At 49.4% G+C, this 19,567-nt stretch carries 14 protein-coding genes; 3 read left to right on the top strand and 11 right to left on the bottom strand.

Going from position 1 to position 19,567, the window contains the following annotated elements; genetic code table 11:
• Positions 1-25: 25 nt before the first annotated feature.
• From LGT44_RS15735 to LGT44_RS15780, 10 genes are all read right to left on the bottom strand, one after another.
• Positions 26-1,159 (bottom strand): DUF3322 domain-containing protein, encoded by a 1,134-nt coding sequence (locus LGT44_RS15735; protein WP_230330378.1) that lies wholly within the window; start codon positions 1,157-1,159, stop codon positions 26-28.
• On the bottom strand, positions 1,146-4,517 hold the full coding sequence (locus LGT44_RS15740) for an ATP-binding protein (RefSeq protein WP_230330379.1): 3,372 nt from the start codon (positions 4,515-4,517) through the stop codon (positions 1,146-1,148). Before LGT44_RS15740 ends, LGT44_RS15735 begins: the two co-directional genes overlap by 14 nt.
• The gene (locus LGT44_RS15745; protein WP_230330380.1) at positions 4,514-5,236 is read right to left on the bottom strand and encodes a DUF4194 domain-containing protein; all 723 of its coding nucleotides are present in this window, start codon (positions 5,234-5,236) and stop codon (positions 4,514-4,516) included. Before LGT44_RS15745 ends, LGT44_RS15740 begins: the two co-directional genes overlap by 4 nt.
• Positions 5,236-6,738: a DUF3375 domain-containing protein gene (locus LGT44_RS15750; protein WP_230330381.1), complete on the bottom strand. Its 1,503-nt coding sequence runs from the start codon at positions 6,736-6,738 to the stop codon at positions 5,236-5,238. The genes LGT44_RS15745 and LGT44_RS15750 overlap by 1 nt, the downstream gene beginning before the upstream one ends.
• Positions 6,739-6,761: 23 nt before the next feature.
• Positions 6,762-7,979, bottom strand: coding sequence for a GIY-YIG nuclease family protein (locus LGT44_RS15755; RefSeq protein WP_230330382.1), 1,218 nt, complete (start codon positions 7,977-7,979; stop codon positions 6,762-6,764).
• On the bottom strand, positions 7,969-10,050 hold the full coding sequence (locus LGT44_RS15760) for a DEAD/DEAH box helicase (protein ID WP_230330383.1): 2,082 nt from the start codon (positions 10,048-10,050) through the stop codon (positions 7,969-7,971). Before LGT44_RS15760 ends, LGT44_RS15755 begins: the two co-directional genes overlap by 11 nt.
• A 183-nt stretch (positions 10,051-10,233) precedes the next feature.
• A complete protein-coding gene (locus tag LGT44_RS15765; RefSeq protein ID WP_230330384.1) occupies positions 10,234-11,904 on the bottom strand; it encodes an ATP-binding protein in 1,671 nt (556 codons plus the stop codon).
• 4 nt (positions 11,905-11,908) lie between these two features.
• A complete protein-coding gene (locus tag LGT44_RS15770; RefSeq protein WP_230330385.1) occupies positions 11,909-13,243 on the bottom strand; it encodes a hypothetical protein in 1,335 nt (444 codons plus the stop codon).
• A gap of 11 nt (positions 13,244-13,254) precedes the next feature.
• Positions 13,255-15,999 (bottom strand): class I SAM-dependent DNA methyltransferase, encoded by a 2,745-nt coding sequence (locus tag LGT44_RS15775; protein WP_230330386.1) that lies wholly within the window; start codon positions 15,997-15,999, stop codon positions 13,255-13,257.
• Positions 15,996-16,220: a helix-turn-helix domain-containing protein gene (locus LGT44_RS15780; RefSeq protein ID WP_230330387.1), complete on the bottom strand. Its 225-nt coding sequence runs from the start codon at positions 16,218-16,220 to the stop codon at positions 15,996-15,998. The genes LGT44_RS15775 and LGT44_RS15780 overlap by 4 nt, the downstream gene beginning before the upstream one ends.
• A 129-nt stretch (positions 16,221-16,349) precedes the next feature.
• Here LGT44_RS15780 and LGT44_RS15785 point away from each other — a divergent pair, with 129 nt between their 5' ends.
• From LGT44_RS15785 to LGT44_RS15795, 3 genes are all read left to right on the top strand, one after another.
• Positions 16,350-16,502 (top strand): hypothetical protein, encoded by a 153-nt coding sequence (locus tag LGT44_RS15785; RefSeq protein WP_230330388.1) that lies wholly within the window; start codon positions 16,350-16,352, stop codon positions 16,500-16,502.
• 98 nt (positions 16,503-16,600) lie between these two features.
• Positions 16,601-17,608 (top strand): type IV toxin-antitoxin system AbiEi family antitoxin, encoded by a 1,008-nt coding sequence (locus LGT44_RS15790; RefSeq protein ID WP_230330389.1) that lies wholly within the window; start codon positions 16,601-16,603, stop codon positions 17,606-17,608.
• Entirely contained in the window at positions 17,592-18,422 is an 831-nt protein-coding gene (locus LGT44_RS15795) for a nucleotidyl transferase AbiEii/AbiGii toxin family protein (protein WP_230330390.1), read from the top strand. The genes LGT44_RS15790 and LGT44_RS15795 overlap by 17 nt, the downstream gene beginning before the upstream one ends.
• A 284-nt stretch (positions 18,423-18,706) precedes the next feature.
• Here LGT44_RS15795 and LGT44_RS15800 read toward each other — a convergent pair whose 3' ends face one another.
• Positions 18,707-19,060, bottom strand: coding sequence for a HipA domain-containing protein (locus LGT44_RS15800; protein WP_408033936.1), 354 nt, complete (start codon positions 19,058-19,060; stop codon positions 18,707-18,709).
• Positions 19,061-19,567: the final 507 nt, after the last annotated feature.

The following is a 19,567-nucleotide window of genomic DNA, read 5'->3' on the forward strand; positions in this document are numbered from 1 at the left end:
CGACTATGACTGTTGCCCTACTATTTTATAAGCCACTAAGAGCATCCTTAATCAGGTCTTCTGAAATAAACTCTTGTTCCAGGCGCCCCTTATCGGAATTCACAAGTCGCTCATACAAGACCTTCTCCTCAGTAGTCAGGTTCGGAGGACTACTATCCTGAGCTTTCACTGGTTCTGATACCGCATGGTCTTTATTGCTGTCATAAACAGCAGGATTCATCAAAATGCTGCGCAGCCCTGGCTGAGCTTCCCGAGCGCGTGAGAGCATCAAAAGCCCCCAGGTATCAATGTCTCCCCAGTACAGAAGTTTTTTACTTTGCCAGGCGTCTCCAGCTAGCCATCCCAAATCCAAGCCCGCTCCCAGTATCGCAATGCAGTCATGAATATCAGGCAACAAATGCTCACACTGTTCATTTTCGACCAGAAGAATTCGATGCGCTGGAAGATCCAAGGTCTCCAACTCCTTCGAAGTTAGCCGGATACGCTTGAAAGGAAGGATTCCTGAAGAAAGAGGTTTAACCAAAAGCCAATGGTCTTTTTCCGGAGGGGCTCCAAGAAATGCCTGCAACCCAACTTCTGCTACAGCTCCGGTGTAACGAACATCAAGAAGCTTCTCAATCAGGGTAAAATGTCGTTCAAAGAACTTTGTATCGACCCCCAGCCCGGACAACAACCGCAAAGGGCGACCTGAAGCCATTCCAGGACTCAATTTATCAACCAACTGCAAAACAGCAGTCACTTCTTTGGCTGTTTTGTTTAGCCACAGGGCACGCTGACGGATCAGGATTCGGTGATACTCTGGATCAGCGGCCGATATAATATGACTTAGCTTTTGAAATTCAGCGGTAATTTCCGGGTCATTAATCGCAGATATCCATTCACTGGGCTGCCTTAACCGCCAGAACACAGGAACAACAACAGGCTCAGAAAAATCACGGTATTTAACTTCAGTACTGATTACTTCGCCGACTTGAATGCTTCTCCAGCGCTCGATATGGTGCCTTACTTTCGCCGTATTCTTTACCGCCATCTGAGCGGTCGGCTTACCAATGTTAAGCTCAATAGGCCAGCCAGAAGACGACAGCAAGCGAGCCTCCCTAATATCCGCTTGATGCCACTGTTTCGAAAGTTTCACAATCAGAGTTTCAGGAGATAACATCCCGGCGCTCTCCTTCTGCCCGGCGCTGATTAGCAGCCTGTTCCAGTTCTTTCCAGGTTAATGTCGTTAAACTTGAATGGTTCCCCTTACGGTGCACAACAATCGCCGAGCGGGTATGACTTCTTAGCAAACGCATTTCTTTATTTGGTGTCACAAACAACGCGCTCAGACCAAACTCAGTTAATGCACTGATAATTCTTCCGGCTACCGCATGCGAGCTACGGGAAAAAGCCTCATCAAGAACAATGGTGCCAAACAGCGGCTTGCTGCTGCCATCAGGACAAAGCGCATAAGAGAGTGACGCGGTGAGAACATAGGAAGCAATAATTTCCTTTTCGCCGCCACTACCGCCCTGAGAGCCACTTAAGGTATGCAGAATTTTACCGCTACTGCGGGAAATAACATTCACTTTAAATTCCAACCTGAAGCGAGGGTCCAGTAACGCCTTTGCTGCGGCAGTGTGGCTCTTCTCATAATGATTACGCAATGAAGCTACCACGACCTGCAATGTTTGATAATGACTTTCACCATCATCAGCAGCCAGCTGAGCTGCACGTAACTCTCTCATCTGGCGGGAAAAGGTTCTGATACTTTCGTGAACAACATCATTGGCAATAAGCTGCAAATAATGCCCCGGCTGAAAGTCAACTTGCCGCAAGGTGTAGTTAACATCTTCCAGTTTGTCGCGGATTTTTGCCACGCCCCCTTCCAGGCCTTCAAGTAAGGTAGTGACACTATCGTCGGATGAACGATTCAGGTACTCGCGGAAACGCTTCTGTTTTTCCGGCAAGGCTTCTTCAGTCAATGTATGCAGACGTTCAAGATAAGCAGAGACATCTTCTACATCAGAGCCAGCCTCGACCAAGGCGCCCCGGTCCTCGCGTTTGGCAACTTCCATCGCCCTGACTAATTGTTTCGAAAGATCCTCAACCTGCCTGTCCAGCTTTTCCTGACGCTGACGCACATCAAGAAGACTTGTCTCTTCCAAAGACTTCATATTATGCAGTTCAGCCGTAGCAATAAGATCATTACCTACTTTCGCAATCGTCTTAAAATAACGATCGATAACTTCACGATCATCATTTTTCAGTCCAGACTCGGCCAGCATAAATAACCTTGATACCTCCGCCTCAACCGTACTAAGTTGATTATCAGTCCACCCTTGTTCGGATATCAGTGTATTTCGCTGCTGTTCGATATCGGCACATTCCTGCTTAACCCTGTCATACTGCACCTTCATCTGTGCGACATCCGAGCCTGGTGATATCAGATGCTCCAGACGCTCCTTCTGCAATCTGATCTGCGTTTCTAATAATTCAAAATTAATGCTGTCGAAGGTGACGTCTTTAAGCGTTTGTGCAAATGCCAACTGTCTTTGGCATTCTTCTTTATCTGAACGCTTTTTTCTTTCTACCGCCTGAAGTTCTGCAAGCTGGTCTGCCAGAGTTTCTGAACGTCTTTTTAACTGCATAAGACGAATCGTATTATCGAATCCAGTCATCCAGTCATCTGTCAGACGTCTCTGGTCCTGTTTTTCAAAGAAACGCGCCTTACCCGACATCATCCCTTCCCGGGTCAGGGCATGAGGCGTGTGCTGTAATTCCTCAGCGGTTGATACACAATGCCGGTCGATACCCGCAAGAAGCTCTTTTACGGCCTCTCTGTACGGGTGTACTTTGTAGTCTAGTTTCCGGGTAAAACCATCTTCGTAAAAGGCAGACTGACCGGAGGCAGCTTTCACCTCATACAACCGGACATGCAACTGGTTGTTGCGTTGATTCACCCAGCGCAAAGCAAACCTAATATTGCTTTCAGGCACCATGATACGTAAGCGGTGACTACCAATGGCCCGTTCGATAGCACCATGCCAGTCTGCTGCATCCGGTTTTACCTGAATCATCTCGGCAACGAAGGGTAACTCCGACTCCGGCAAGTCCAAACCTTCGGCGAGCGCAGACCGGAATCGCAGGAACTGCCCTGGAATATTGGAACCCGGTGCATTCTCCGCTTCTTGTATCTCTTCTTTTAGCTCAACGTACTGTTTCTCTACCCCCTTTAACTCGGAGCCAGAGGTAAAATGATTATGCTCTGCCTGAGTAAGATCCTGATCAAGTTTCGCGACAATGTCATCCAGACGTGCCTGATTGCGCTCAAAGGCTACTCGGGTCAGGTCCTCGTTCAAAGCCAGAGCCTGCACTTTTTTCAGATATACATCCGCACGCCCCCGACAGCCATAAAGGTCTTTTTCAAGCAGCCTAATATGTTCTTCAATGGTCTGAAGATCATTACCACCAGAACGTAAATAACGAGCATGAAGTTCGTCTTTTTCTGCTGATTTTAACTGGTATATTTCATCCAACTCTGCTTTTCTGGCCGCACACTCTGAAGAAAGACGCTTCAAACGACCTGCTTCTTCTTTCCAGCGTTTATGCATACCTTCAGCAAACCATACGGGAAATACGGCGAGTAAATGTCGCATATCATTACGGTTACTATTGGCTTGCTCATACTGGTGCCAGTATTTTTTTACGGGTTCAAGAGAAGCAATCTGACGCCGGGCAAGCTCCAGTTCCTCGTAAATAATTTTCAGATCATCAAAGCTGTTGGCAACTTCGGCAGCCTGCCTAAACTGTGATTCATCATCCAGCACCAATGTTCTGAATATCTCATCAATGCTGTTGAGTTGTTTTAGCCCTGCAGCACGATTCAGCAGGTCAAATGCATTCTGGCCAACCTCAAAGTAATCCCGCACTCTGGCAAGATAATTTTTCTTAGCGGTAAAAACGGTAAGGCTTGAACTTATTTTGCCTTCTCGCGTTAACGCTTTGCTGCCGCCCTGATCATAGATTTCAAGCCACTGACGAAGGGTTATCAAGCTATCTGATTCAGGAGCCTTCTCATTAACAGATTCTGATTGAGAAAATATCCAGTACTTTTTCAGATCCTGTGCCGAAAAACTCGTATCATCTATTGAAAACACCGCACCAAGTTTTACGGTTTTTGCACCATTATCCAGAGTCGCACACAGGCCAGAAATTACCTTCCCCTGACGTAAAACGTGTTCCTGAGACACCGAGCCATTACCAGCCCCGGACACACCTCTCACATAAGAAACAAGATCACGATCGCTTTCGTGCCCGCCCGTTGAAGCAAGGTTGTATTTAGGGTTGACTGTCAGCAGCGTCATCAAAGCATCAATCAGTGTGGTTTTACCGCTGCCCGTCGGCCCCACAATAGCTGTGCCCAGCGGGTCAAATTCAACCTCCTGCGAGCCAGGAAATCCACCCCAGTTGTACAGTTCAAGCTTCGACAGGCGATAGGTCACTTCAAATCCGGGCATGACTTCCTGTGTGCTCATCTGTGCTCTCCGCTATCTGTGTCGGTATCTATCTCGTCAGCAGTCTGGCCCTCTTTGCTCATGGAAATAAAGTCAGCCAGTAATGATTTTAGATTTTCAGGATTGGCAACGTGCGCAATCATAGGCCGAATCTCTACCCGACCATGCGCATCCGGAATGCCTACAAGACCATGACCTTTTAACTGATCAAGAAGATTACCAAGGCGCTTGCGCTCTTTGCTTTCACTGCCTGGATCACCAAGGTACACCTGCAACTGGGCCATCAGCTCATCCAGCGTTACCCGTGCTTCGCCCCGGCCAATACCGCTATCCTGTTCGTAGCTGATAAAATATTGGCGCAAAATCGCCACCAGCAAAGATTGCTCCAGCGTCAGACGCTGACGACGAACCAATGGATGAGACCATTCATCTCCGCCATCATCCTGTTCTTTACGCACGGCAAGATACACCAGACCACGCACATCATCGGCTCGGGCGCACAGATCCAATGGCTCCAGAATCTGGTTAACATCCGCAATCGAAGTCAGCAACTGCTGGTATAAACGACCAGCAGTTGCTGCCTCAATCAAGCCCGCCGCCAGCAACTGCTTAGCAGCATCGCGCAGCGACGAAGCAGTACGATCCGGGTCTATGTCTGGCGTTTGAGTGGCCACATGATCGACAGCCTCTTCAGACGTTTCATGATCTGCCGCGGTCAGTTCATCAAATATGCTTTTCATCAGAGATCCCAATCCACTCCAGCTAACGATTGCTCGTCCATCAAGACTCTGGGCACCTTATACTCCCAGTGCCGGCCTTCTTCATCAGTTAGCTCAAAACGCTCCGTATCTTCAGCAAGAATTTTAATGTCTGCCTCTCTGGCCATGCTTATCCACAAGGCAAGCGTCTCAAGGTCATGAGCTGGCGGTAGCAGATCAAGTAATTCTGAAAAAGTCACAGGCTTACCTGCAGCCCGGATACGCTCAAGCGTACTGACAATTAACGCCTCACGGTCCAAGCCATCCAATGCTGTCCAGAACTCGTCATCAATACCTTCAAGGCCAACTTCGGCTGGCGAGAAATCCAGTGCCGGGTCATCACCGCGTGGTGCTGCCCGATAGCGCAGGCGTTCTATCACCGGAAGGTTTCCGGCGGTAAATCCAAGCGCGGGTAACGCAGACACCTGCCGCCTGACTTTTTGTTTATTCCAATCCATGGCCTGTGCAGCTTTAAAAACCTCTGCCAATAAAATACCGACGCGGTGATGTTCACTGGCCAATCCGGTTTTAATAAAACTACGGACATCCTGCTCGCTGCGTGATCTCGCTGCGATAACAGTGCGGCTTTCCTGAGTCAGTTTAAGACGTAGCCATTTCAGGTCCGTTATCTGGCTCCTGCTGAGAGCCTTACGCGCAGCGGGGTGTGCAAGTATCGTACGCAGGCGATGATTCATTTCTTCAAGTCGGATCGTTTCACGCAGCTGGCGCAGAAATGCGTCAAAGACTTGCCCTTCGGATGTGTTAAGAAGAGCTTCCTGACTATCAAGAAGCCGGTCCAATATGTCTCCTCGGTGTGTGCCTTCAGCCACCACTTTTTGTCGCAACTGCATATCAGCCTCTCGCCAGGAATCTTCAACCCGGCGAAAATCAGCACTTAAACCTGTTGCAAGTGCAAATACTTCCCGTATTGCTTCAATAGCCTGAGCTTCCGAGAAAACGGGAATATTACCTGCCTCGGCATCGGCCAATTCAAATTCAAGTTGACGGATTTTGCGCTTAATCGACGCGACACGACTGGCAGGGTCGGGGTTCATACCAGTTTCAAGCTGCTCAATCTGCTGCTGAACAACCGACAAGCGGGAGGCGGTAGAAGTCATGATGCGGTTATCGAGAGACTCAATAAAATGCATCGCACTGCGCATTGCATCGGTCTCATAAATACGCTGCCCACGCTCAATAACCAGTCCGCGTTTGATCCATTCCCGCAGCTCACGACCGGCCTGCTGCAACACATCTTCCGCATCGATATTAAACTCATCCTGAGTAGCAAAGGACGCCAGCATATCTGACAGGGCCTGCAAGGCATCTTCTTCCGCGACACCATCCTGGGCCCCAGCAAAAAGAATGGACAAGCATCCGGCAATCAGTGGCGCGCGCGGCGAAGCAAGCAACCGCCAGGCTGCATGGTTATGACGCGCGCTGATATATTTCCTGGCGAGTTGTCGTGCAGAGTTGTCCTGCATCTGGCCTCCTTTGCCTATGCTGGTTAACTCAGATCCCGCAGTTCGGCCTTCTCTGGATCGTACACCACGCCATCTATCCGACCGGATCTGATTCGTTCAACCGCTTCGTCAATCACCGTTAACGGAACTAAAAACCACTCCCGAGGCTTAACTGGCTTGCCAAAACGATCAGGAATAACCAGATCTAACTGGGCCGGTGCAAATATTCGGTGCAGCAGATTTTCGAGTTTAGTGCGGTTAATACCAACGAGTTTATAAGTCGCAACAACATCAACCTTAGCCAGCAGGTAAGTCGCATCGTTTTCGGCATTGGCGATACGGACTTCTACCTTACTACCGGTAACACCTATCTTATGAATCAGGTCACGATGGCTGGCAACAGTCGGATGATCTGACTGACTGCGCAACACATAAATCGTTCCGCTTTCAACGTCTTTATCTTCCCACTGGTCGCTGAACAAAGGGCCTGCATCAGGCTCGGTCACACGGCGGCCAGTATCGTCTTTATACAACGCACGCTGTAGCGACCGACGCAGAATATTGCTCTCAGTGCCATTGGAGTAAATCACGCGTAAGCGGGCATCATTGTCTCCGTTTGGTGCTTTAATGGTCTCGCCGACTTTTGCGACATACGCCATCTGACCACCCAGAATAAACAGATTGCTTTGCTCAATGCTGGCATCTTCTTTAAATCGCCGGGCCACGCGTAATCCATTTTTAATCTCGCGCTCCACCCGTTCAAAAATCGGCTGAAAATTGTCAAAATCTTCACAGGCTTCACGCGTTGCAACTTCGTCAACTTCGCGCTTTTGCGCCGCACTGCGCACATGCTTAAGCTCGGTTAATGGACCACCAGCAATCTCACCCAGCTCAGCCAGCAGCTCATCATCGCTGGGGTCAGAAGATTCATCATTACCATAACCCGGTGGTTCTTCTCTTACGCTGGTCGTAGCATCCAACGAAGTCGATTCAGCAGTTCCGTTCAGTATCCCCTGGTGATCCAGAGGCGCTAATAACTCCGCGCATTCTGGTAATGCACGCAAACGATCTAAACGCGTGGCATATAAACGCTCAAAAATATCGCCACCTTCACCATGTTGCGGAATACGGTTGTGCTCATCGTAAAAGCGTTGAATATCCTCAAAGCCAGCAACAATACGCTGCTCTTTCGCTGACAGCGTTTGTTTTTTCTCTGGTTTTGCATACTCATCAAGCTCTGCACGCAGATCATCAAGATCCATCGTAGCGACCCTCATCTTTAAATCGTACGAAGGCAGCTGCGCCTTCGGCCATTGTTCTTTCCCAGGCATCCTGCGCACTGATAGACGGCAACCGTCCGCGCTCCTTCTTGAATTTTATTGCCCGCACAGCCAACTCTTTCGCTTCTTCTGGGGTCAGGCGGGTCTTCTTTGCCGCAATCGCCGCTGCGACCTGCTTTAACGTGTCTTCATTCATGGCGATCGACAGAATCGAATACGCCTCGCTGAATGGGTTGATACTATCGATCAGGTCAATATCCAGCTCACGCACGTCCATCGAAAACTTACGAATACCCTGAATCAGCGCCGTATTCGGAGACGGCTCTCCAGGTGCTACCGGGTCAATCAGCACGTCGTCCTGCCCGGCGATATCCAGCGCAACCTGTTTACCCTGCTGAATCAGGTTTAACGCGGTAATCGCATGTTGGCGTACAGCCTCCTGATCTTCATCATCAAGTTCTGGATAGCGCTCTTTGATGATCTTGCTCATACGAACCTGAGTCAGCTCTTGCGGTACAGCTTCGTCGTCAAACAGGCCGCGCTCGATGGTCGGCTTATCCTGTACAAAGGTCGCAATCACCTCGTTCAGATCTTCGCGGCAAATACGTGTTGCCTCGTCACTTTTTGGCATCGCAAGACCGTTAATCTCTATCTGGAACTGACCAGTATCGTGATTGAAGCCGACGTTAGTTTTCTCAGGATCATAACCGCCATCTCCGTAATCGAATCCGGGCGCTGGTTCGTTGGTAGGGTTCTTAGGGCGGAACTCAAAGCGTGGAGCCAACACCTGCTCCATCAACAGGCTCGCCGAAATCGCTTTTAACGTATCATTAATCGCCTCGGTCACCGCCTCTTCACTGGCATCTGGTTCGGCAATCAGATTGGTAAATCGAGCCTTGGTTTTGCCCGGAGCATCTCGGGTGGCACGGCCAATAATCTGTACTACCTCAGTCAGGCTGGAGCGATAACCCACAGTGAGGGCGTGTTCACACCATATCCAGTCAAAGCCTTCTTTCGCCATGCCCAGCGCGATAATAATATCGACATAGTCACGGTCCTGCTTCATAGCAGGGGCTCGCAGACTCGCCTGTATTCTTGCCTGTTGTCCCGGAGCATCATCAACCAGATCGGCGATTTTTAAGATGCGGCCCGACTTTGTTTTTACCAACTGAAAACCAGTTTTATCGTCCGTGCCTTGCCATTCCCCCAGCTCTTCAATGATATGTTCCACTTCGCGGATTTTATCTTTGGTGCTCTCGCGGGAATTAACGCTCGGAATATGAATAATAGTTTTCTCATCCGGGTCGAGCACTTTCAGTAAGTCATCCGCGTAAGGTCCTGCATAAAAAAAGTAACCAATATCCAGCGTCTTCAGGTGCTCATAACCATTGAGCTGTTCGTAGTAAGTGTACGTAACCGATTCAAAGCGAGCTTCGTCTTCGGGGGCGAGTACGGCTTCGGCATCGCCGCGGAAATACGAGCCAGTCATAGCGACAATATGCACCTTATCACGGGCCATCAGTTCGGCTAATTGTGAACCCAGGCGATTTTCCGGATTGGCCGATACATGATGAAACTCATCCACTGCAATCAGGCAGTCATCAAAGGCTTCAATGCCAAATTTCTCAACCGCATTACGGAAGGTCGCGTGGGGACACACCAATATCTGATCGTCTCCGGCCAGAAAACTGCCTACCGAATCGGCTTTACTGCCTTCGCCGGGGCTGTTACACAAGTTCCATTTAGGCTCGACATGCCAGTCTGCCCAGAAGCCGAACTTCGTCAGTGGTTCATCGGCAAAGCTGGAGCCAATAGACTTCTCCGGCACGGTAATAATCGCCTTACGCAACCGCTGGTTATGCAGTTTATCCAGCGCGATAAACATCAGCGCGCGACTCTTGCCCGACGCCGGTGGCGACTTGATCAGCAGATACTGCTCGCCCCGGTACTCATAGGCGCGCTCCTGCATCGGGCGCATACCCAGCTCGTTGGATTTATTCGTCTTACCGCTCTGTGCGTAAGACACCGACACAGAAGGAACATGTTTATTCATACGTTTCGCCTGAATTCTTAAAAGTTACCTTGGCTGATAAACCGGGCCTCGTGCCCGCAATGTGTGTTTGTATCTGAGCGGTCACGTTGACTGAGCGAAACCACTCTCAACCGCGCAATACCGCGCAATACCGCGCAATACCGCGCAATACCGCGCAATACCGCGCAATACCGCGCTAACCAATCATGTATCTCTACTACCTGCGGTGTAATAGGCTGCACGGGTTGTGCCATGCATTTCAAGCCTTCCATCCTCACGTAGGGACTTCAGAAGGCGGTTAGCCTGATCTTTGTTCAGGTGACATAGCTCCATTACCTCTGAGCGTTGAATCTGACCATGATGTTGAACATGACTCAGAATCATCTGCTCATTCTGAAGCCGTGTGAAACCTGCCTGACGGGTGTATCCAACCTTATCTCCTTTCGCCTGATAGATGGCCGCTGATAAGGTATAGGTTCGTCCCCGGGTCTTTCCATGCGCCTCGACCAGTCCCGCTTCAACCAGTGACTCGACGGTGCGTTTGGCAACCGCGACATCCTGCTGAACAAGCTCTGCCAGCTCTTCCGCGTTCATACGCTTCAGGCCTTGCAGCGCAGACAGCACGATCAGGCTATCTACCGGTAGGCTGCCTCGCTGGCTTTCTTGCTCTATCACTAAACGCAGAAAGACTTCATCAGCCTCCACCGTTTCCAGACGCAGTATCACGTTACTGTAATCCGTCCGGCTGTAGTCAGGTTGCGGGCGACCAAAGCGCAGCATGCCCCGATAGATCTTGTCGACCCCACGACCCGAGCGCTCAACCACACCAATACGTTTCATGACATCGGCCAGTCTGGGGTTGCGCGGACGTGGCTCAGTACTCAGAAGATTCCCGATAGTGACGCCATCCACCAGCCCACCGGGGTTACTGATCGTCAGGCTGCTATCGTTTAAGCGCACATGCACAGCCCCAAGGCGATGATAATCACGATGCACCAATGCATTCGCTACAGCTTCGCGGAATGCACCCAAGTCCACCATAGGTACAGGTACTCGGAACAGGCCCACCTGGATTTCACGCTCAGGGTTATAAGGGCGGAAGTTAGTCTCTAACCACTCAAGTGCTTTCAATAAAGGAAACCGCCGGAACTCGTTAAACCGAACGTCTTCCTGCTCAAGCACCTGAAACGCCAGCTCATGGGTTGGCACAAAATCCCGAATCGCCGCTTCACGACCAATGACCAATAAGCCGGTCAGAGTTGGCAGGCGCTCACCGGAGGCCGACCGGGCAGTAAACCCAAGCGCGGCATCTAATTGATCATCATCCAATTCGAGCAATACCCGATCGCCACCGTAATACTGCACCGCCTGGCGCAGACGCTCGCGTTCAATCGGGTCAAAATCGGCAACGGTTGCCCCTGCCACAACCTGAGCTGAAGCATCAAAAATACCGATGCTTGAAGATCGACTGGTGCGCTCATGCGGCAGCATAGCGACACATTCAGGCGTGCCATCCTGTTTAATGCGGCGATGCAGGTACTGGCCTGAGGTAGTGGCCACCTCAGAGTGTGTTGCCTTAGGCACCAGAATACGGGCAACTGTCACACCACTCACATCAAACGACTCAACTGTCACCTGCAGCGCAGGTGACGTACGCGCTGCGATTAACCCAGGTAATCCAGTTAAGTTCGCATGGGCTGGATGCAGGCCCGTTGGCGTGGCGTCATCCTCGACTCCCAGCCACAACTCACCGCCCTCGGTATTGGCTAAGCACACCAAAGCCTGTACCAGTTCATCATCTGACAGGCGCTTGCGGTCGCTTTTAAATTCGACCGTGAGGGATTCGCTGATTGGGATAATCGGTAGAGTAGTCACCGCTTTAGTACTCCTTAGCAACCCAAGGCACAGGGGTTCTAGGGCAATACGGAACCTCTAATCGATTTTTGTATTGCCCCATATATCCACATACAGCCAACACGCTTAGATCAAGTAACCACATAAAAAGTCTCAGAGCCTCTAAATAACATTCTTGAATGGAGTCCTGATATTTCTTATTTTTAGGATGAACAAGAGAGTTACGAATATCTGTTAATGCATGCGGAATATCACACCATTTAGTAACGGTTGACTCGCGATAAATATTCTCGGTAACAGGTTGAATATGCAGGGGAATACCCAAACAAGAACCTATCATCCGGATTTTATCGGAAGCCATAAGCTTATCAAATCCATTAGGAGAAATTATATTCCTATCAACAACAAGATATTGGTAGGCTAACTTCTCAACCGCTGTCTGTGCCAGAATAATACAAGCATCGATACCTGGATTTCCGCCCCTGGTATTACTCTGCGCATACCAATATATGACACCTGTCAAGCATGATTTCCATTCAACTGACTTAGCCCATAGCGAACTGAAAAGTGGATATAAATTCTCCGCATCACTAGCACTATATGGATCAAACCATGACTGACCATTTTTGCTGGCAATCGGTGCAGATAATGCACGAAATGCAGATGTGCCTCCAGAATAACCGGTAATCAGGCAAGGCCAAGTACGACCGCCCTTGAGAAACGTGAGAAAAGAAGATAGCTCAAGCTGCAAAGACATGTATTCATCAAACGTAAGATTTGATCCATCATTTTTACAGAGAACTCCCATATGGGTTAGCCGTACAACGCCATCTTCCTTTGTCGCTTTTATATTTTCTTCAGTATTATCGAGCGAGTTTAGGGTTATCTCATAGTTTTCAGATTTAAGTTTCATACGACTCAGGCTGCCCATGTCACTTATAGACATACAGCCAGATCGGCAAAATTTAACAAAGTCGAATAAATGAAATTCCACTCTATCTGCATTGGGTTGAACTGCTGATACCAGAGATGGTTCATTTCGTAAAACCCCAATGATATTCTTCTCTCCAGAAACAGAATCATACCAATGGCGGATAGGTAGCAACTCAAAATCTAGGTTTTCTTCAAAAGACATCCGCAATTCATCATTAAACTCTATCGGTCTATACCCAATGCCTTTAGTAACACTTATCTGTATGATAGGCTCGGGTATTAATTTAAGGTAGCATTCACAACTAACATCAAATTTAGAACCTCCCACCCATAGCACGGCATTTCCAGAGTAAAGTGAAACGCTCTGATCATTCAAGCCAATGTCAAACTCAGAAAAAACGGCTTGGTTTTCCCACTTCTCAGTCATGGTTCACTTCCTTATTTTTTAGACGTCATCTTGCTGTACATCTCAAACAGCTTTTCCAGCCGTTCGGTGTCGTTGCGGAAGCGGCGGCCTATGTAGATACGCTCGAGCACTTCGTCGTTGCGATCATGGGCGGCGCGCAAGTCAGCAGGCATAGCTTCAGGTTTGTAGAGGTCGGCGATGGTCGCCGGAAAATGCCGCTCACGGGCGAGCAGAATATCTTCGGCGCAGCGGGTCAGGTCTTCTTTGTTTTTTTCGGTCAGCGTTGGTACGGGGAAGGTGTTCCAGCCCATCGTATTGGAGTAACGGAAATCTGTTTTCATTTTTCCGCACACCGTACCGATCCAGACCAAATGAATTCGGGAAGCGATTAAGGCCATATTCCAGAGAGGTGCGTCGAAGAGCGCAAGTACTTGATCCTGAACTATAGCCTCTTTCGAAACGATACCTACAGGCAAGTAGTCTCTATTTTCAGAGCTTACCCTCGGCATTAGCAAAATATGTTCACAAGCTGTAGTTTGATCTCGAAAACGCCAGGGTGTTTCCGCTAGCTTCTGGGCTGCCTGATCATTTTTAGCCGCTTTTCTAGCAAGCCTTACGCATTCAACTTTTTCAGCAATCTCAATTATTTTACACGCCTTGCTTGCTTCATCATCCGAAATCCACAAGCACGCTCTTGGTGAACCAGATATAAACTCCTTCCCACCAAACAGAGGTCGGATATAAGAACTAATCTGATTTGACCTGCAGGATAACTCCCTTCCCTCTTCATATGAGAAGATTAACCCACTACCATAATAAGGATGATTACCAAATTGCATTTTCCCTAACTGAAAAAGTGACCGACTTTCAGGTGTAATAGATACATCACTGGAAGAAACCAAATAAGCATTAATATTTTCACACTGCTTCTCAATAGTTTCCCCATCTTCCGCGATTGAGAATAATCGACGCGATGTTTTAGGCTCGTTTGAGATGCCAATAATGGCCACCGTTACCCCCGCGTTATTCGCAGCGAGGTTGGCCCACTTAAAGGAGGTATGAGCAAATTCAATCTGGCAGCCGGTTGCAAAGATTTCAGGCCATAAAATCGGGACTTGCTGCCCCTGACAAATGGAGTTGGTGGATACAAAAGCCGCGCTGGCAGTATGGCGCGAACAATAGTCGGCGGCTTTCATAAACCAACCGGCCACGTAGTCCAGCGACTTCCAGCTTTTTACCCGTTTGGCAAAAATTGTTTCTAGGTCGGCTTTCTGTTCTTTCGATTGCCATTTGCTGCCCAGATACGGTGGGTTGCCGCAGATATAGACTTCTCCACCTTCGTTGTCGAAGTCGATTTCGCTTTGGTCCAGTGGGGTGTCGAACAGGTCATCGGCGAGCAGCTTTACGCTTGTGCCCTCTGCCGGGCAGGCCAGTTCCCAGTCAAGTTGCAGGGCGTTGCCGCTGGTGATCCAGTTCTGGTTATTCAGAGGTAAAAATTCCACCAACGCTTCTTTTTGCCCGCGATAGCCTACATCGCATTGGTATTCGGCAATGATCAGCGCAAGGCGGGCAATTTCGGCAGAAAAATCCCGCAGTTCGATACCACGAAAGTTATTCAGCGGAATATCGCTTTTACGCCCGGCTTCGCCGCGGCGTTCGTTAATGCTGTGTTCAATCTCGCGCATTTGCTTGTAGGCAATCACAAGAAAATTGCCCGAACCGCAGGCCGGATCAAACACGCGGATACGCGCCATGCGTTTGCGCAGGTTCAGCAGTTTGCGCGGATTGCTACCGGCGTCTTCGAGTTTGCTACGCAGGTCATCCAAAAACAGCGGATTCAGCACTTTCAGGATATTGGGAACGCTGGTGTAGTGCATGCCCAGTTCGCCACGTTCTTCGTCGTCGGCGACGGCCTGAATCATGGAGCCAAAGATATCCGGGTTGATCTGAGTCCAGTCGAGGTTGCCAATGTGCAGCAGGTAGGAGCGGGCGATTTTGCTGAAACGGGGCACATCGGTACTGCCCGAAAACAGGCCACCGTTCACATAGGGAAATTGGTTAGCCCAGGGGCGTAGGCCTGAGCTTTCCCGGTCGGCGATCTTGGTGTTCATCGCCCGGAACATTTCGCTGATGACTTCGTGGGTATTAGAACTGTCGCGGGCGCTCATCTGTTCAATGGTGGCGGTGAACAGATCGGTGCCGTGGAAGATGTCGGTATCTTCTGCAAAGAAGCAGAAGATCAGCCGCGCCATAAAATGGTTCATTTCGTGGCGTTGATCGGCCCGGCTCCAATCCGGGTTGTCTTTTAATAATTCGATATATAAGCGGTTTAACCGACTGGTGGCGCGGATATCAAACGAGCTGTCGCGAATCTGCTTAACGGTGCTGATACCCGCCAGCGTTAAAAAGAAACCAAAATGATCGGGAAACTTATTGTAAGCGCAGGCCAGCGTTTCGCCGCTGTTGAGCTCTTCGGCTTCAAACGTTTCACCATCGGTTGCGAGAATATATTTAACTTTGTTCTTTTCAGTCGCCGGGCTGTTACGCAATGCATCAAGCGAAACGGTTACACCGCCCAACTCAGTGACCAGCAAATGAATGTTATTGCGTTGCAGTACACCGCCAACATCCGATTTATTGGTTTCACCGGATTTCAGCTTTTTAATGGTGGTGTCTTTGTTACCAAAAGCCCGCAGAAACTCGTAGGGGAAGTTTTCCCGGTCAAACGGCTCCTGCGCCAGATTGGATACCGCAATTTCAATTTCTACAGCGTTCACTCGCTCAATCCTTCTGCCGGATCTTCTGTGATCTCAAGTAATTGGGCGATGTCGCAGTTAAGGTATTTACACAGAACTTCCAGTACATCGAACTCTACACGCACAGCCGTTTCCTGATACAACCGAGTAATAGTACCCCTATTGATACCAGTATCACGAGCCACATCAGCAATCTTCAACTTTTTCTCGCCCATGATGCGAGACAAATGGCACTTAATCATCTTCAGTGAACCTTTTTACCTCCTGCAGAACAAAATGGCTTGCAGGAGATCTTTTGTGGGTTAGCATGATCTTCAGGAGATCATTTTGGTTTCCATGAGTTGGAATTACTTTACTAGAGGATGACCTTTATGTCACAGACCTACTTAACCACAGAAGAACTGGCCGCCCGCATCAAGTACGACCCGCGCACTATCCGCAACCAGCTGAAGGACTCTGTTTTGTTAGAAGGAGTGCATTACTTCCGCCCGTTTGGTGGCCGCAAGATTTTGTTTGTGGGGTAGAACCCCACCTCGAATATATACAGCTTGCAACCTAAGCAGTGCTGCAGTATGTTCAATATCATTGAACGTTCATTTTTATTGAACATTTGGAGCTGGCAATGCCCCACTCAGATTCACTCAACGATGGTATCCATTCTCTGGCCACAGCCGTTCAGCTCCCGGTAGAGATCGTTGGGCTTAACAGTCCGTTGTCCAATAACGGCTTGGGTATCAGTATCGGAACAGCACCAGCCATACCGCTGTTCTCTTTGGTTCAGGAAGCTGACAAAGCGGAGTTTGGTGAGCTACTCAGCCGGGATGGTGCGCATCGGGTTGTCTTTATGGATCACATATCACCTGCACAGGCGACGAAGTTGAGGGAAGCGGGTATCCAGTATCTGGATGCTTCCGGCAATGCCTTTATTCATCAGCACGGCCTGCACATCGTTGTGATTGGAAAGAAGCGCGCGACCGCTGCATCGAACAGAAAACAGCTGCCGGCCGAGATCAAAACCGGAAAGGCTTTTCAGCCGGCTGGTTTGAAAGTTGTTTTTGCGTTGCTGGCCGACCATGAGCTGGCAAGAGCTTCGATGCGGACCATTGCTGAACGGGCTGGAGTATCGTTGGGATCGGTCAGTGCCATCATCAAAGATCTGACTGCCCACGAGTATCTGGTGGGCAGCGGGAATCAGCAGGAGCTGATCAACACCAGCCAACTGGCTAACCGTTGGACAGAACTCTACCCCTATAGCATTCGGGATAAGGCTCATATCGGCCGCTTCACGGCTCAGGACCTAGATTGGTGGCAGGCATTGCCGACGGATGTGGATTATCAGATCAGCGGCGAGATTGCTGCACTCAAACTCACCGGATACCTGAACCCAAAAGACGGCATCCTCTACGCTGAAGACGCTCAGTTGCCTGCCCTTATGAAAGCCGGTCGGTTACGGCAATTGAAAACCGATGAAAAGCCAGAATTCATCATTGATATCTACCGACCCTTCTGGAAAGTGGATAGCGCAAAGCATATTGCGCCTGAACTGATAGTCGTCAGCGATTTGTTGTCAACGAGCGACCCCAGAAATGTGGATGCAGCCAGAAGGGTAATGAATGAATACCTTGATTGATGTGACCGGTAAGCTGCCACGCGGTCTGGTCGAGATGTATCGGAAGGTTGATATCTGCGCCAAAGGTCTGGGCATTGATTACCTGATTGTCGGAGCTATGGCACGGGACCTGGTTATGCACCATGGATTCGGCGCACATATTGAGCGCGGAACCCGGGATGTGGACTTTGCGATCCGGGTGGCCTCATGGCAGGAATTCAATACATTAAAAGAAGCACTGTCTGCCCAGGGGCTTTCCGTGGATCAGAAGCTGGCCTATCGGCTGGGCTTCGTCGATTCAGACAGCTTGCCCTGGGAATTGGACATTCTGCCTTTCGGCAACGTGGTCGATGCGCATCACGACATCAGCTGGCCACCGGATGGCGAGTTTAAAATGTCGACACTGGGCTTTCCGGAAGCACTGCTCCAGGCATGGCAAGTAAAGATCACGCAGGCCCCTGAGTGCCTGGTTAAGGTTGCAAATCCTGTCGCCATGATCATTCTTAAAATGGTCGCATGGACGGAGCGGGACCGCGAGCTAAGAAAGAAGGACGCTGCAGACATCGGCTACATTCTGCAGAATTACGCCAAAATCCCCTCAGTCCTCAGCTGTCTTTACGAGGATGGGCACATGGAACGTTGCGACTGGGATGAGGACATGGCTTCCGCTGAACTTCTGGGGATTGAAATAGCTGACGGATCAGCAGAGCCAACCCGTCAGTACATCATCAAACATCTGGTGGAAAACCAACCCAGCAGGGCAGCTTTTGCCTGGGATATGAATCCCATCCATGGCACTCAATGGTTAGACCGGCTTACTGATCCGCTGGTCTGAAATCATTCTGAACGTTAAGTATCCGGACGTAACGCCTTTAGCGGGTGTCCGGATTTATTGAACCGCTACAAGCCGGGCGACGTATACGTAGTGTTTTGAGCTCTTTCACGACCTTTCACAGCAGTGAAAGACTTTCACCGCACGTTTTTATCTGCTTGCGATCTCTGATTATCAGTAACGAAAATTCACCCGCATGGGTATTCATCTTTCACGCATCTTTCACGGACTATGTCCGGCCGATATCTGAAAGTGAAAGATCCGTGAACGGCGTGAAATCACCGGTTTTAAAGATCGGTGTATCCTACTCGCAGCGACTTTGCCTGCATCAGCGGATAGGCAGAGAGCACATCGTAAATCGGCGTCATGCGGAAAGCGGATTCCGGTTCAATGAAGAGGCTGAAGTTTTTGGCGTGGCTATCAATAGCCGCCAGCATCCAGAACACTATCTGCAATTTAAAGAAGGTTTCACGGTCATGAATTGCCTGTTGGGAGCCGCGTAACAACTCCATACCTTCTTTTATTCCTGGGCCGCCATGATTCTCGTATTTCAGGACGGGCGATGCGCAAAGCGCCTGGCAAAAATCCTCCTGCGGCAATTTCATCAGCCAACAGCGATCCTTCTGGGTTCCAGAACCAATTCCAGATTAAGCGCCGACAGCAACTTAAACAGTGTTTCGATCTTGGCATCTTCAGGCGAGGTTTCAAAAGCAGCACGCTGTGCTCTGCTTGATGCCCGCCAGTTCACCTATGGCCTGCTGTTTACGGGCTTACTGGAGCGCATTTGCCAATCCACGTGGCGATGTGATCTTCATCAGGAATATCCTCTATAAAGGATAAAGATTGGAATATCCTCCCTAGAGGATAAAGGCAAGCTTATCCCCCAGGGAGGATTTCATAATCGGGAACATAAAATTGATGAGAACTGATAGAAAGTGCATAGGCCAGGTGAGGGTAGTGGTCAAAAAACTCATTTTATGGTGCCAACTTTTGTGACCATAAGTTTTGTAAATATGCATAAGTATGAAGATACTTTTTGTAAGAAATAAAAATAAAACCTTTTAAAATCAATTAGATGTGATTTAATGACTGTTAAGGCTGTGCCCTCCGGAGGCAGAGGTCAGAGGTTCGAATCCTCTCGTGCGGGC

It is taken from the genome of Thalassolituus alkanivorans, assembly GCF_020447205.1.
In the GTDB taxonomy this organism is placed as follows: Bacteria; Pseudomonadota; Gammaproteobacteria; order Pseudomonadales; family Oceanobacteraceae; genus Venatoribacter; species Venatoribacter alkanivorans.